The sequence below is a fragment of the Metapseudomonas phytobenefica genome (assembly GCF_043392685.1).
GTDB lineage: Bacteria > Pseudomonadota > Gammaproteobacteria > Pseudomonadales > Pseudomonadaceae > Metapseudomonas.
The window spans coordinates 1-12663 of sequence record NZ_JBHZGM010000036.1 but is presented as its reverse complement, the minus strand read 5'-3'; the positions used below and the strand labels follow the sequence as shown (position 1 = coordinate 12663).

The 12663-nt window shown below is 63.1% G+C and carries 16 protein-coding genes and 4 pseudogenes; 15 read left to right on the top strand and 5 right to left on the bottom strand.

Annotated features, from left to right (window positions below; all coding sequences use genetic code 11):
* Positions 1-108: 108 nt before the first annotated feature.
* Together ACFW0B_RS22260 and ACFW0B_RS22255 are read right to left on the bottom strand one after the other, a co-directional pair.
* On the bottom strand, positions 109-603 hold the full coding sequence (locus tag ACFW0B_RS22260; protein ID WP_449151149.1) for a cupin domain-containing protein: 495 nt from the start codon (positions 601-603) through the stop codon (positions 109-111).
* The gene (locus ACFW0B_RS22255) at positions 567-1016 is read right to left on the bottom strand and encodes a flavodoxin (protein ID WP_449151148.1); all 450 of its coding nucleotides are present in this window, start codon (positions 1014-1016) and stop codon (positions 567-569) included. The genes ACFW0B_RS22260 and ACFW0B_RS22255 overlap by 37 nt, the downstream gene beginning before the upstream one ends.
* A 104-nt stretch (positions 1017-1120) precedes the next feature.
* Here ACFW0B_RS22255 and ACFW0B_RS22250 point away from each other — a divergent pair, with 104 nt between their 5' ends.
* Positions 1121-1567: a PAS domain-containing protein gene (locus ACFW0B_RS22250; RefSeq protein ID WP_449151147.1), complete on the top strand. Its 447-nt coding sequence runs from the start codon at positions 1121-1123 to the stop codon at positions 1565-1567.
* 64 nt (positions 1568-1631) lie between these two features.
* Here the strand turns inward: ACFW0B_RS22250 and ACFW0B_RS22245 are convergent, their stop codons facing one another.
* The gene (locus ACFW0B_RS22245; RefSeq protein WP_449151146.1) at positions 1632-2579 is read right to left on the bottom strand and encodes a MerR family transcriptional regulator; all 948 of its coding nucleotides are present in this window, start codon (positions 2577-2579) and stop codon (positions 1632-1634) included.
* A 249-nt stretch (positions 2580-2828) separates the two neighbouring features.
* On the opposite strand from ACFW0B_RS22245, the gene folM reads away from it, so the two are divergent.
* The 6 genes from folM (at position 2829) to ACFW0B_RS22215 (ending at position 6137) form a co-directional block, all read left to right on the top strand.
* Positions 2829-3536, top strand: a complete 708-nt coding sequence (gene folM, locus ACFW0B_RS22240; RefSeq protein ID WP_449151145.1) for a dihydromonapterin reductase — start codon at positions 2829-2831, stop codon at positions 3534-3536.
* A 20-nt stretch (positions 3537-3556) separates the two neighbouring features.
* Positions 3557-4117 carry a GTP cyclohydrolase I FolE gene (folE, locus tag ACFW0B_RS22235; protein WP_449151144.1) on the top strand — a complete coding sequence of 187 codons (561 nt, stop codon included), beginning with the start codon at positions 3557-3559 and terminating at the stop codon, positions 4115-4117.
* A 3-nt stretch (positions 4118-4120) separates the two neighbouring features.
* On the top strand, positions 4121-4495 hold the full coding sequence (folX, locus tag ACFW0B_RS22230) for a dihydroneopterin triphosphate 2'-epimerase (protein WP_449151143.1): 375 nt from the start codon (positions 4121-4123) through the stop codon (positions 4493-4495).
* Between the two features lie 104 nt (positions 4496-4599).
* Positions 4600-4893, top strand: coding sequence for a DUF1244 domain-containing protein (locus ACFW0B_RS22225; RefSeq protein WP_449151142.1), 294 nt, complete (start codon positions 4600-4602; stop codon positions 4891-4893).
* Positions 4890-5231: a HopJ type III effector protein gene (locus tag ACFW0B_RS22220; protein WP_449151141.1), complete on the top strand. Its 342-nt coding sequence runs from the start codon at positions 4890-4892 to the stop codon at positions 5229-5231. Before ACFW0B_RS22225 ends, ACFW0B_RS22220 begins: the two co-directional genes overlap by 4 nt.
* Before the next feature lie 318 nt (positions 5232-5549).
* Positions 5550-6137 (top strand): putative glycolipid-binding domain-containing protein, encoded by a 588-nt coding sequence (locus ACFW0B_RS22215; RefSeq protein WP_449151139.1) that lies wholly within the window; start codon positions 5550-5552, stop codon positions 6135-6137.
* Between the two features lie 54 nt (positions 6138-6191).
* Here the strand turns inward: ACFW0B_RS22215 and trxB are convergent, their stop codons facing one another.
* Positions 6192-7139 (bottom strand): thioredoxin-disulfide reductase, encoded by a 948-nt coding sequence (gene trxB, locus ACFW0B_RS22210; RefSeq protein WP_449151138.1) that lies wholly within the window; start codon positions 7137-7139, stop codon positions 6192-6194.
* Positions 7140-7427: 288 nt separating this feature from the next.
* Between trxB and cysZ the strand changes: the two genes are divergently transcribed.
* The 8 genes and pseudogenes from cysZ to ACFW0B_RS22170 form a co-directional block, all read left to right on the top strand.
* The gene (cysZ, locus tag ACFW0B_RS22205) at positions 7428-8174 is read left to right on the top strand and encodes a sulfate transporter CysZ (RefSeq protein ID WP_449151137.1); all 747 of its coding nucleotides are present in this window, start codon (positions 7428-7430) and stop codon (positions 8172-8174) included.
* An 85-nt stretch (positions 8175-8259) separates the two neighbouring features.
* Positions 8260-8433 (top strand): annotated as a pseudogene (locus tag ACFW0B_RS22200) (DUF6538 domain-containing protein); the annotation flags it as partial.
* Between the two features lie 204 nt (positions 8434-8637).
* Complete coding sequence (locus ACFW0B_RS22195; RefSeq protein ID WP_449151192.1) at positions 8638-8844, top strand: hypothetical protein; 207 nt, start codon at positions 8638-8640, stop codon at positions 8842-8844.
* A 113-nt stretch (positions 8845-8957) separates the two neighbouring features.
* Positions 8958-9158, top strand: a pseudogene (locus ACFW0B_RS22190) (LysR substrate-binding domain-containing protein); the annotation flags it as partial.
* Positions 9159-9228: 70 nt separating this feature from the next.
* Complete coding sequence (locus tag ACFW0B_RS22185) at positions 9229-9414, top strand: transposase (protein ID WP_449151136.1); 186 nt, start codon at positions 9229-9231, stop codon at positions 9412-9414.
* 196 nt (positions 9415-9610) lie between these two features.
* Positions 9611-9847 (top strand): IS66 family insertion sequence element accessory protein TnpB, encoded by a 237-nt coding sequence (gene tnpB, locus ACFW0B_RS22180; RefSeq protein ID WP_449151135.1) that lies wholly within the window; start codon positions 9611-9613, stop codon positions 9845-9847.
* Positions 9848-9993: 146 nt separating this feature from the next.
* A pseudogene (locus ACFW0B_RS22175) lies at positions 9994-10602 on the top strand (transposase domain-containing protein); the annotation flags it as partial.
* Between the two features lies 1 nt (position 10603).
* A pseudogene (locus ACFW0B_RS22170) lies at positions 10604-10876 on the top strand (plasmid pRiA4b ORF-3 family protein); the annotation flags it as partial.
* A gap of 279 nt (positions 10877-11155) precedes the next feature.
* On the opposite strand, the gene ACFW0B_RS22165 reads toward ACFW0B_RS22170, so the two are convergent.
* Positions 11156-12663 (bottom strand): YadA family autotransporter adhesin (locus ACFW0B_RS22165; protein ID WP_449151134.1); only part of this gene is annotated, 1508 nt, incomplete at its 5' end.

Here is a 12663-nt window from a genome sequence, read left to right as displayed (position 1 = left end):
AGCCACAGGCCGCCAGGGCGATAGTCGCCTTGGCAGCCAGCTTGATGGCCCTGCGGGTCAGATCGGCGCGGCGTCCAGGGGCGCGGAGCAGGCCTAGATTGAAAACCTTCAGATCAGCTCGCGATCCAGCAACGGCCATTCCCGCTGGGCCTGCGGGTCCTCGGACAGCAGGCGAAAACCAGCGAACTCGAACCCGGGCGCCACGTTGCAGCCCACCAATGTATAGGCCCCCAGGCAACGCGCAGCCTGCCAGGCGTGGGCGGACACCGTGCGCTGGGGCAGGCTGCCCTCGGCCACCGGGCCGAGGACTTGCCGGCGCACCTCGGCGGGCGATTCAGCGACCAGCAGCTCCAGCGGGTCGCCTTCGTAGAAGTGCCAGGCCTCGTCGGCATCCACCCGGTGCCAGCGGCTCGCGCCACCCTGTAACAACAGGAAGAAGATGGACGACACCGCCGCCCGGCCACCTGGCAACCGGGTGGCCGATTCGAACACCCGGCGATAGAAGCCGCCTTCCGGATGCGGCTCCAGTTGCAGTTCGCGGATGAGGAATTCGGCGCGCGGATGCATCAGGCTTTCAGCGCGGCGATGACGGCGTTCAGCCAAGGCTCGGCATCCAGCTCGGGGGTGACGGTTTCGCTGGCGTCCAGGCGCTGCATCTCCACCACTTCGCGCAGACCGAGCTCGGCATAAAGCTCGCGCATCAGCTCGCCGCCGCCGCAGAACACGTCGTAGCTGGAATCCCCCAGGGCGAGGATGGCTCCGGGGCGACCGCGCCAGCCGGGCAGGCGGTCGCGCAGCTCGGAATACAGCGGCAGCAGGTTATCCGGCAGTTCGCCCATGCCGGTGGTGGCGGTCACGGTAAGCAGCGCCTCGGGGTCGAAGGCGATCAGCTCGTCCAGGCTCACCCGGGGCAGGTAGCTGGCGTCCAGGCCGGCGGCCTTGAACAGCTTCTCCGCGTGACGGGCGACTTCTTCGGCGGTGCCGTACACCGAACCGGACAGGATGGCGACTTTCATGGGGACTCCGAACAGAGGGGCGAAATGCCGTGCATTATGCCGCAACTGGCGCGGTCCGCAGGATGCCGTAGACTGCTTCCGGTCAGGTCGACAGGGCCAGGAACATGATCGACGCCAAGCTGCTGCAACGGGTAATAGACGCGTCCAACGACGGTATCGTGGTCGCCGAGCAAGAGGGTGAAGACAACATCCTGATCTACGCCAACGCCGCCTTCGAGCGCCTCACCGGCTACCGCCGCGAGGAAATCCTCTACCAGGACTGCCGTTTCCTCCAGGGCACGGACCGCAACCAGCTCGGCATCCCCGCCATCCGCCAGGCCATCCGCAAGGGCCAGCCGTGCAGACAGATCCTGCGCAACTACCGCAAGGACGGCAGCGCCTTCTGGAACGAGCTGTCGATCACCCCGGTATTCAACGAGTCGGACCAGCTCACCTATTTCATCGGCATCCAGAAAGACGTTACCGAGCAGGTGCAAGCCCGCCAGCGGGTGCGTGAACTGGAAGCGGAGGTGGCCGCGCTCAGATCGGAACTGGCACAACTCAAGGCGTAGGAGCGAGCTCTGCTCGCGAAGCCCTTCGCTTGGTCATTCGCGCGTAGAACTCGCCCCTGCAAGGTCAGGTATCCAGATGCCCGGCCAGGAACTGCCGCAGGCGGCGCTGCATCAGGCGGCCCTCGCTGCCGAGGCACGCCACGGAGCTGCCGTCCAGTTCCTCGCTCATCAGATCGGCGGTCTCGCCCGCCAGTGCCAGGGGACAGTCCAGCCCCAGGGCCAGGCGATTGAGCTGCTGGCCGAGGTCGTCGTCCGGTGGCTGGTTGGAAAACAGCACCAGCGCCCGGGGCTGCAACTTGTCGCAGACCAACTCCAGTTCGGCCAGCGGCTGGCCCAGGCCAAGCACGTTCACCACCACCTCGCCGTCGCCCAGCAACAGGCCGGCCACCAGCAACTCCAGCTCGCGCCCCTGCCCCGGCAGGGGCGCCAGCAGCACCCGCTCCTGCTGGCTGTTGCGCGACAGTTGCAGGCGCTGCAGGACGCGGGCACGCAGGAAGCTGTCGAAGAACACCCATTCGCTGCCGCGGCCGAACTCGTCCTGGCGCAACAGTAGCGACTGCCACACCGGCATCAGCACATCGGCGAACGCCACATCCAGTGGGTAGGTGGAAAACACCTGGCCGCAGACCCGCTCCAACTCGGCCTCATCCAGGGTGGCGACGGCGTTGCGCACCTGGGTGCGCCGCTCGCTCCATTCCCCCGAAGCCGCATGCTGGTGAATCGCTGCCAGGGGCATCCTGGCGGCATTGCTGCGGGCCAGCAGCTTGCCCACCTTGCTCACCGGAACACCGCGCTCGATCCAGGCGAGGATGCCGCGCACGGCATCGACATCGGCCTGGGAATACAGGCGGTGGCCGCTTTCGGTCCGGGTCGGCTGGATCAGCCCGTAACGCCGTTCCCAGGCCCGCAGGGTGACCGGATTCACCCCGGTCAGGCGCGAAACCTCCCGGATCGGGAAGAGTTCTTCCTGTTTCGGGACGGCCGAGGCGATGGAAGCACCGGGTTCGGTCATGGGGTGGGAGTCGTCAGATAAAGTATTCAGGCAGTTTAAACCTTGTTGCGGGGATGCCAATTGACCACAGGGGGCGGCAAGCGCGGGAACGACCTGCCGATCAGCCAGCCTGCCGGCGCCCCGGCCGCCGGCCAGCCACCCTCCCCGGCCATTTGTGCAAGCCCCACCCCTGGTATAACGTGGTGCCGATCAGGCCGCCTGCACCACCTTCCGGCCATCGCCCTCAGTACCTCCCGCTTCGAGGCGTCAATGAGCCGACCCGCTCCCATCCTCATCACCGGCGCCAGCCAGCGCGTCGGCCTCTACTGTGCCGAACGCCTGCTGGACGAAGGCCAGCCGGTGATCATCAGCTACCGCACTGAACGCGACGGCGTGCGGCTCCTGCGCGAACGCGGCGCCACGGCGCTCGCCGCGGATTTTTCCAGCGAAGCCGGCATCCTCGCTTTCATCGAAGCGCTCAAGGGCTGCACCGACCGCCTGCGCGCCATCGTCCACAACGCGTCGGACTGGCTGACGGAAACGCCCGGCCACGAGGCGGACGCCTTCCAGCGCATGTTCAGCGTGCACATGCTGGCGCCCTACCTGATCAACCTGCATTGCGAGGAACTGCTGCGCCGCAGCAGCCCCGCCGACATCATCCACCTGAGCGACGACGTGGCGCGCAAGGGCAGCGCGAATCGCGTCGCCTACTGCGCCAGCAAGGCCGGGCTGGACAACCTCACCCTGTCTTTCGCCGCCCGCTTCGCACCCGACATCAAGGTCAACGGCATCGCCCCGGCGCTGGTGATGTTCAATGCCGAAGACGATGACGCCTACCGCAAGAAGACCCTCGCCAAATCGGCACTGGGCATCGAGCCCGGTCCGCAGGTGGTCTACCAGGCCCTGCGCTACCTCCTGGACAATTCCTACGTCACCGGAACGACCCTGACACTCAACGGCGGCCGCCACCTCAAGTAGGCGCCGCGAGGACTGCCACCATGAGCGATGAACTGGACCTGTATTACCGGGAAATCCTGCGGGGGCTGGGGGAAGACCCGGACCGCGAAGGCCTGCGCGACACCCCCATGCGCGCAGCCCGGGCCATGCGCTACCTTTGCCACGGCTACGAGCAGAGCCTGGACGAGCTCGTCAACGGCGCCCTCTTCGCCTCGGACAACGACGAGATGATCACCGTAAAGGACATCGAGCTCTATTCGCTCTGCGAACACCACCTCCTGCCCTTCATCGGCAAGGCCCATGTGGCGTACATTCCCACCGGCAAGGTGCTGGGCCTGTCGAAAGTCGCGCGCATCGTCGACATGTTCGCCAGACGGCTGCAGATCCAGGAGAACCTCACCCGCCAGGTCGCCGACGCGGTGCAGCGGGTGACGGGCGCCGCCGGCGTGGCGGTGGTGATCGAAGCCCAGCACATGTGCATGATGATGCGCGGCGTGGAAAAGCAGAATTCGGTGATGAGCACCTCGGTGATGCTCGGAGCCTTCAGGGAATCCCAGAACACCCGCCACGAATTCCTGAAATTGATCGGACGGAGTAACTAGAGAATGCCGAGACTGGAGCCCGGAATGGCGCGAATCCGCGTCAAGGACCTGCGCCTGCGCACCTACATCGGAATCAAGGAGGAAGAAATCCTCAACAAGCAGGATGTGCTGATCAACCTCACCATCCTCTACCCGGCCACTGAGGCCGTGCGTGACAACGACATCGACCACGCGCTGAACTACCGCACCATCACCAAGGCGATCATCCGCCACGTCGAAGAGAACCGCTTCGCCCTGCTGGAGCGCCTGACCCAGGAAATCCTCGACCTGGTGATGGCCAACCCCAACGTGCGCTATGCCGAGGTGGAAGTGGACAAGCCCCACGCGCTGCGCTTCGCCGAATCGGTGTCGATCACACTTGCCAGCCATCGCGAGTGACAGGTCCGCTTTGTCGCTGACCTGTTCAGACTCGATTGCCGGGGCCAGGGAGGGCTCCTATCATCCCCGCCAGTCCCTCCCGCAAGCCCCAGGAGAATCCTGCCATGACCGAGCAAGAACGCCTTGAACTCGAGGCCGCAGCCTTCCGCAGTCTGGTGCAACACCTGCGTAGCCGCCCCGATGTGCAGAACATCGACCTGATGAACCTCGCCGGCTTCTGCCGCAACTGCCTGTCGAAGTGGTACAAGGCCGCCGCCGACGACCTGGGCCTGGAAGTGACGCCAGACCAGGCCCGCGAGGAGATCTACGGCATGCCTTACGCCGACTGGAAGGCCAAGTACCAGAAAGAAGCCAGCGCCGAACAACAAGCGGCCTTCAACAAAGCGAACAAAGAATGAGCAACCTGAACAACTTCCGCGCCCGCCTGCACAGCGGCCAGTTCCTCTTCGCCGAGACCCTGGCCTTCATCGCCGAAGGCTACGACTACCAGCAGAGCGCCTTTACCAATGGTTCGGTGGAAAACGCAGCCGGCCAGAACGAAGGCTCCTGCAAGACCGTCGGCCTGGCCCTGCTGGAAGGCTTCAGCCTGGAAGAAACCCTGCTGGCCTTCGGCGAGCACTACCGCGCCGTGCTGGCCACTCCGGATGGCAACGACCACGGCAACATCCGCGCCCTGATGAACACCGGCCTGGCCGGCGTTCGCTTCGAACGCCAGCCGCTGCAACGCAAGGCCTGACCCCACCCCACCGCCCCGTCCGGGGCGGTTTTCTTACGCTTTGGCTTCCGCTCTCTGTAGGCAATGGCTGACAGAGTTTTTCTACCAAGCGCGTAGGATTCTTATCTGATTCCTGCTGGCCACGGATGATGCCCAGCATTCGCTCACGAAGGCGGGAAGGCTTTTGTAGGTTGGCTCAGGCAGCGCTCCGCGAGCTTGCGAAACCCAATGTAGCGGACTTGCCCAGCAGTGTTGGGCCTCGTTCCTCGGACCAACCTACCGAACTGATTGACATGGAATCTCCCACAGCGACGACGACACCTCCATCGGAGCGCACGGATGCAGCAAACCCTCATATGGATGCCCCTGACGACGCCAGGCTTGGAAAGCCTGCGTCTGTCCATGGATGAACAGGGCATCCACGCCAGCAGCCACCTGGTTCAGAACCACGAAGGCCAGAGCATCGCCGCCACCTACGTGCTGGACAGCGACCCGCGCTGGCGCTTCCGTCATCTCTGGCTGAAGGTGGAAAACCAGGGCTCGCGCAGCCTGCGCCTTGACCGCGACGTCCGCGGACGCTGGCTGCTCAACGGCCAGCGCCGTCACGACCTCGACCAGTGTCAACTGGTGATGCTCTCCGCCACGCCCTTCACCCACACGCCAGCCCTGCAGCGCTGCGGCCTGAACACTGGCCAGAGCGAGCAATTGCAGGTCGCCTACATCGACTTGCCGAGCTTGCGGGTGGAAGCCCGCCAGTTGCGCTACCACTGCCTGCGCCAGCAAGCCCGGTACAGCCTCTACCGCTGCGAGGCGGAAGGTTGCAGGGCCATCGAACTCACGGTGAACCGCCAGTCCCTGCTGCTGGAAGCCCATGGGCTGTACCAGCTCATGAGTGAGCGAACGCTATCGTTGAATACCTGGGTCTGATCGACGCAAAAGAAAAAGCCCCGGCAAGGCCAGGGCGTTTTCGTCAGAGGCGTCTCACTGCCCGTCGAGGTACCGCTCGACGTCCAGGGCTGCCATGCAACCGGCACCGGCCGAGGTGATGGCCTGGCGATAGACGTGGTCGGCCACGTCGCCGGCGGCGAACACGCCGGGGATGTTGGTGGCGGTGGCGTTGCCTTCACGGCCGCCGTTGACCACCAGGTAGCCATCCTTGAGCGCCAGCTGGCCTTCGAACAGCGAGGTGTTCGGAGTATGACCGATGGCGACGAACAGGCCGTCCACCTTCAGCTCGTCGCTGCCGCCGTCATTGAGCTTCAGGCGCACGCCGGTGACACCCATGTCGTCGCCCAGCACTTCGTCCACTTCCGCGTTCAGCTTGAGGACGATCTTGCCTTCGGCGACTCGCGCCATCAGCTTGTCCTGGAGGATCTTCTCGGCGCGGAAGGTCTCGCGGCGGTGCACCAGGGTCACCTTGCTGGCGATGTTGGCCAGGTACAGCGCTTCTTCCACCGCGGTGTTGCCGCCACCGACCACCGCCACTTCGCGGTTGCGGTAGAAGAAACCGTCGCAGGTGGCACAGGCGGAAACGCCCTTGCCCATGAATGCCTCTTCCGAGGGCAGGCCCAGGTAACGGGCGCTGGCGCCGGTGGCGATGATCAGCGCATCGCAGGTGTAGGTGCCGCTGTCGCCCACCAGGGTGAACGGCTTGCCGGCCAGGTCCACGGCATTGATGTGGTCGAAGACGATCTCGGTCTCGAAGCGTTCGGCGTGCTCCTGCATGCGTTGCATCAGCGCCGGGCCGGTAAGGCCATGGGCATCACCGGGCCAGTTGTCGACTTCGGTGGTGGTGGTCAGCTGGCCGCCCGCCTGCATGCCGGTGATCAACAGCGGCTTGAGGTTGGCGCGGGCGGCGTAGACAGCCGCGGAGTAACCGGCGGGGCCGGAACCGAGGATGATGACCCGCGAATGACGTGCTTCGGACATGGCTGACTCCTGCCCTATGGGCAATAAAAAGGGGCCACTGCTGCACTTGGGGAAGGCTTTGGATGCAGTGGCCCCGTTGAACAGGGTCTGGCCTACTTCGATTGGCCAGCAATGGATGCAAGGTTACCGGGGGGCGTTCGATAGCGGAAATACCCGCTCTCAATCCCGTCCATAGGTGACACCTATTTGCCAAGCCGCGATCAAATTTGTTCCGAGCCTTTTCCAGGCTTTCCACGCCGCCGGCAAAGCCGTTAAGGTCGGCGCATTTGCAACTTTGGGGGACCCACCATGCCTGCACCCGCACTTTCCGGGCCGCAATACCTCGGCGAAGGACTGAAACTGGTCCTCAGCCCCGGACTGCGCCTGTTCGTCCTGCTGCCGCTGACCGTCAACCTGCTGCTGTTCGCCGCCCTGATCGGCTTCGCCGTGCAGGAGTTCAGCGGCTGGGTCGACGCCTTCATGCCCAGCCTCCCCGACTGGCTGAGCTTCCTGCAGTACCTGCTCTGGCCGCTCTTCGTGCTGCTGGTCCTGGTGCTGGTGTTCTTCAGCTTCACCATGCTGGCCAACATCATCGCCGCGCCGTTCAACGGTTTCCTCGCGGAAAAGGTGGAAGTGGTGGTACGCGGCAAGGACGAGTTCCCGGCCTTCAGCTGGGCCGAACTGCTGGCGATGATCCCCCGCACCGTTGGCCGCGAGTTGCGCAAGCTGGCCTATTTCCTGCCACGGGCCGGCGCCCTGCTGATCCTCTCCTTCATCCCCGTCGTCAATCTGGTGGCCGCGCCGCTGTGGATCATTTTCGGCATCTGGATGATGGCGGTGCAGTACATCGACTACCCGGCGGACAACCACAAGCTGGGCTGGAACGAGATGCTCGCCTGGCTGCGCGAGAAGCGCTGGCAGAGCCTGGGTTTTGGCGGCATCACCTACCTGGCGCTGATGATTCCCTTCGTCAATATCCTGATGATGCCCGCCGCCGTGGCCGGCGCGACCCTGTTCTGGGTGCGCGAGGGTGGTGACAAGGCGCTGGTGAAGTAGCTGCTGACGCAGCTCATGACGCCCACGGGCTGAGCCGTAAGCAGACCCCTTTCCTGCTAACTGATACAGAAGGCAGGTACAGAACATGGCGCTTATCGCTCAGCCTTTCCGGCATCCCGATTTGGGGATTGACTACCTGCGGCGTGGAGTCCCCGAAAACCTTCGCCCCATCTTGGGCAAAGTCGAAATCCGCCGCTCTCTCCGCACTCGTGACCATCGTGAAGCCAAGGCAGCTTTCGCAATCGCATTCGCAGACTCGGAGCGGCTGTTCTTGGACCCGGCTCTTCTACGCCGACAGCCTGCCCGGGGGCAAAGCCCACGTGGTCCGGTTCTGGGATACCCCCAAGGGCGTATTCGTCCGCTGCAACTACGGGAAGAACCTGAGCGGGAAATCCCTGTTGAAGACCAGGCCGGCAAACGTGCTGGCACTTGCCTGACATGCTCACCTGCATCAAGGTCACCCATGACCCACAACAACACTTCCCGCCAGCTCGAAAAGCTGCTCGACCAGGCACAAACCTTCACCGTCGGCCGATTCGAGTTCACTGTCCTGAACATCCGCTGCGAAGGCAAAATCGACCTGTTCGCCACCTTCAAGATCAAGCGGGCCGAGTACATCGGTATGAAGGTTCCGACGCGGGTCATCGGGCGTCCCAACGCCGAGACCTAGTCCGTGATGTCCCTGAGAAATCGCGGTCGGAAAATCTTGAACTTCGCCATCGATCAGGACCGTGCCCTAGTACTGGTTTGAGCAGCCTCAGCATGATGATTCCAGTGCTTGCAGCTGCATCTTTGCTCGACACCGCCAAGGCCATGAAACAATCACTGGACACTGACCGGACCAAGGTCGGGCGGATCCGCATCGGGGTGATGGACACGGTGATCCACACCTGGATGAGTGCCCTGGTGGCCGAACTGACCGAGAGTTACCCGCAGGTGGAGATCGAGCTGGTGGCCGACACCGCGCTGAACCAGCGCGAGCAGCGTAAGCATCCGCCCTGCACCCACTGCCTGCCCGAGCCTTGAATAGCCACAATGGTGTCCACCATTTTTAGTGGACACCATTGTGGATACGCTCCCTTCTACTCCTCACCGCAGTCGCCACCCCAACTTTTCGGCGGAGTTCAAGCGTCGTGTCGTCGAGGCCACGCTATTGCCCGGCGCGTCCGTCGCGTTGATCGCCCGAGAGCATGAGGTCAACGCCAACCTCGTCTTCAAATGGCGTCGTCACTATCGCTAGGGGCAGCTGGGGCCAGTCGCCCACCAGGTTACTGTGTTGCCGGTCAACCTGAGCAGGCGCCGACGCCCTCAGCGGAAGAGGCCATGCCACTGCCGTCGAGTCCGGGCGGACTGGTTGTGGAGTACGCTCGGGTCACCTTGCGCATTGAGGGCGTGCCCGACCCGCAAACCTTGCAACTGGTCTTGCAGCAGGTGTTGTGGTGATTGCCCCGCCCACTGGGACGCGCATCTGGATCGCTGCCGGGGTCACAGACATGCGGCGGGGGGTTGATGGCCTGGCGGCCCTGGTGCAAACCCCGCTTGAGGCGGATCTATTCTCCGGCCAGATCTTTGTATTTCGGGGACTACGCGGTGACCGGATCAAATTGCTGTGGTGGGATGGCGATGGCTTGTGCCTGTTCTGCAAGCGGCTTGAGCAGGGGCGCTTCGTCTGACCGCAGGCCACCAGCGGCAGCGTATCCTTGACGACAGCACAACTCGCGATGCTGTTGGAGGGCATCGATTGGCGCCGACCGCTGCGCATGGCGCCGCTACGAGCGATCTGATGTTCAACGCCGGAGAACACCAGTAACATCGCGCCATGACCTGCGCGACCGACTGCCTCCCTGACGACATCCAGGCCTTGAAAGCCTTGGTAACCGCCCAGCGCGGGGAAATCGAGCATATGAAACTGATGCTCGCCAAGCTGCGGCGCATGCAGTTCGGTCGGCGTTCCGAGCAACTCTATGGCATGCTCGACCAACTGCAACTGACGCTCGAAGAGTTGCAAGTCAGCCAGGCCGCATTGGCCTCGCCACCGCCAACCGAATCGCGTCCGCGTCCCCCCGTACGCCGCGGGCCGTTGCCCGAGCATTTGCCCCGTGAAGTCCACGTCCATCGATCCGATGCGCAGTGTCCTGGCTGTGGCGGGGAACTTCGTCATCTGGGCGATGACGTGGCCGAAGTCCTGAAGTATGTGCCGGCGCGCTTCAAGGTGATTCGCCACGTGCGGCCCAAGTTGGCCTGCCGCTGCTGTGACGGGATCGTGCAGGTGCCGGCACCGAGCCGCCCGATTGCCCGGGGGCTGGCCGGGCCGGGATTGTTGGCTCATGTATTGGTGTCCAAATACGTGGATCATCTGCCGCTGTATCGGCAGTCCGAAATCTATGCGCGCGAGGGCATGTCCCTGGAGCGCTCGACTATGGGCGACTGACTTTGGCGACAACTGGGAGCACCGGATCAAGATCGAGCGGCTGTTACCGGCCATTGCGTGCCCGCAAGTGCTGTATTGCATCGACGGCGCTAATGCCAGCCCGCCGGAGGATGTCGGCGGTGCACCGGGTTACGCCCATTTTCTGGACGCGCCTGCCGACCCCGAACATCCCGAATACCTGGACATGCTCGACTGGTACGGCGATACCTTCGACCCCACGGCATTTGACCGCGACGACATCAATCAGCGTCTGAAACGGATTAAGGTCTGAGGGTCAAGACGGTAAAGAGCGGACGCTTACGTTGCTAGGAGGGTTGCAGCCATCTCCGAGCCTCGAACTGGTGGTGGCCTGGCAAACTGGGGTTACGTTGGAGGACGAGGTGGTGGGGGGATGTCGGCAGGTACTGCGGCGTTATGCCCAGGATATGGGGGAACATCGGATCGTATTGATCCGATCCCCCATCCCTTGGCTACGATGCTTTGGCACGACTCAGCACCCTCGAATGCAACCTACCTCCCGTTGCATTCGAAGAGTACGCAAGCCCCACTGCTACCACTGATAACCGACCCCCACGGCAGCCCCCAGATTGCCACGCGAAGTGACTGAGCCCGCGGCTTTATAGACCCACTTGCCACTGGGCGACATCCCGGAGATACCTACGGCAGTTGCAGATTGCCCTTCGAAGGTAGAGGCTGCGACCGAAACCATTCCGCCCCCTTCATTCATCGCCTGCGGGAGTGAAGCAATCGCCATCGCCGCGGCGGTACCGGCAAACGCATCACGTCGAACGTCATTGATCCTGCTGTCGGTATAGGACTTGGACTCCAGCAGAGCCTCAATTGAAGACTGCCGGCTCAATGCCCTTGCTTGCCCCAGGTTCACAGCATCAGTGTTTTGAGTGCCCGCAGCCACATTCACGACTTGTCGCTCCGCGCCTCGTGCCCCCACCGATACCGTGTTGGCACGGTCCGCTACAGCGTTGGCCCCAATGGCCACAGAGCCTTCTGCTGTCGCTGCCGCGTTGCCACCAATGGCGACACTGTTCTTTTTCGCTGCATGGGCTTGGCTTCCCAACGCGACGGCATGCTGTCCTTGGGACTTGGCCCCGGCGCCAACTGCAAGACCCCGGCTTCCATGTTTAACAGAGGCGGCGTCACTGCCATCACCCGCTGAATCCACAGCAGTACTCAAGCGTTCGTTTTCCATCTGTTCGACTTTATTCTTCATGGCAAACAACTGACGGCCGTTTACCGCATCGCTGCTTCCCTCTTCCAGGCGCCCGTCGCTAACACCCGAAACCCGGCGATCGCCCTCTGCGCCAGAAACATCGATTTCCTTTGCTTTCTGATCCTTGGCGAAGCTGACCACCTTGCTATCTTCATCCAGTTTGATGAGCCCCGTTTCTCCTTTTTCCAGCTGCTTGCCGAGTGCAATTACCGCGTCAGCATTCTTTTGAATTTCAAGCTTCGCTTCATGGGCAACGGCATTGGCACTGATCGCCTGAGCAAGCGACTGACTGCTCTCCGCCTTGGCGTCGTTTGCTGTCGCTACGGCTTTCCCTGCTTCATCCTTGGCGACATTGGCCATGCTCACTGCATTGGTAGCGTCTGCCTTGGCTTCGCTGGAAGCAGTGACTGCCTTGTTTGCGTCATCCTTCGCAACATTCGCCACGCTCTTGGCGTTAGTAGCTTCTGCCTTGGCTTCGGTGGAAGCGGTCATCGCTTTGTTTGCGTCATCCTTGGCGACACTCGCCACGCTCATGGCATTGCTGGCGTCTGTCTTGGCTTCGCTGGAAGCGGTCACAGCCTTGTTTGCGTCATCCTTCGCACCATTGGCCACGCTCACGGCATTGCTGGCGTCCGCCTTGGCTTCGTTAGCAGCGGTCACGGCTTTGTTTGCGTCATCCTTCGCACCATTGGCCACACTCACGGCATTGCTGGCATCTGCCTGAGCGCCTGCGGCCTGGGTTTTGGCCTCGGCGGCGGCCACCAGAGCTTTACCTGCGTCTACCTTGGCTTCGCTGGAGGCGGTCACGGCCTTGTTTGCGTCATCCTTCG

Bases quoted from the DNA above. Each gene is read 5' to 3' on its own strand.
- trxB (WP_449151138.1), bottom strand. From the start codon at position 7,139: ATGTCCGAAGCACGTCATTCGCGGGTCATCATCCTCGGTTCCGGCCCC.
- cysZ (WP_449151137.1), top strand. From the start codon at position 7,428: ATGCCTGCACCCGCACTTTCCGGGCCGCAATACCTCGGCGAAGGACTG.
- ACFW0B_RS22195 (WP_449151192.1), top strand. From the start codon at position 8,638: ATGACCCACAACAACACTTCCCGCCAGCTCGAAAAGCTGCTCGACCAG.
- ACFW0B_RS22250 (WP_449151147.1), top strand. From the start codon at position 1,121: ATGATCGACGCCAAGCTGCTGCAACGGGTAATAGACGCGTCCAACGAC.
- ACFW0B_RS22220 (WP_449151141.1), top strand. From the start codon at position 4,890: ATGAGCAACCTGAACAACTTCCGCGCCCGCCTGCACAGCGGCCAGTTC.
- folX (WP_449151143.1), top strand. From the start codon at position 4,121: ATGCCGAGACTGGAGCCCGGAATGGCGCGAATCCGCGTCAAGGACCTG.
- ACFW0B_RS22255 (WP_449151148.1), bottom strand. From the start codon at position 1,016: ATGAAAGTCGCCATCCTGTCCGGTTCGGTGTACGGCACCGCCGAAGAA.
- folE (WP_449151144.1), top strand. From the start codon at position 3,557: ATGAGCGATGAACTGGACCTGTATTACCGGGAAATCCTGCGGGGGCTG.
- ACFW0B_RS22215 (WP_449151139.1), top strand. From the start codon at position 5,550: ATGCAGCAAACCCTCATATGGATGCCCCTGACGACGCCAGGCTTGGAA.
- ACFW0B_RS22225 (WP_449151142.1), top strand. From the start codon at position 4,600: ATGACCGAGCAAGAACGCCTTGAACTCGAGGCCGCAGCCTTCCGCAGT.
- ACFW0B_RS22245 (WP_449151146.1), bottom strand. From the start codon at position 2,579: ATGACCGAACCCGGTGCTTCCATCGCCTCGGCCGTCCCGAAACAGGAA.
- folM (WP_449151145.1), top strand. From the start codon at position 2,829: ATGAGCCGACCCGCTCCCATCCTCATCACCGGCGCCAGCCAGCGCGTC.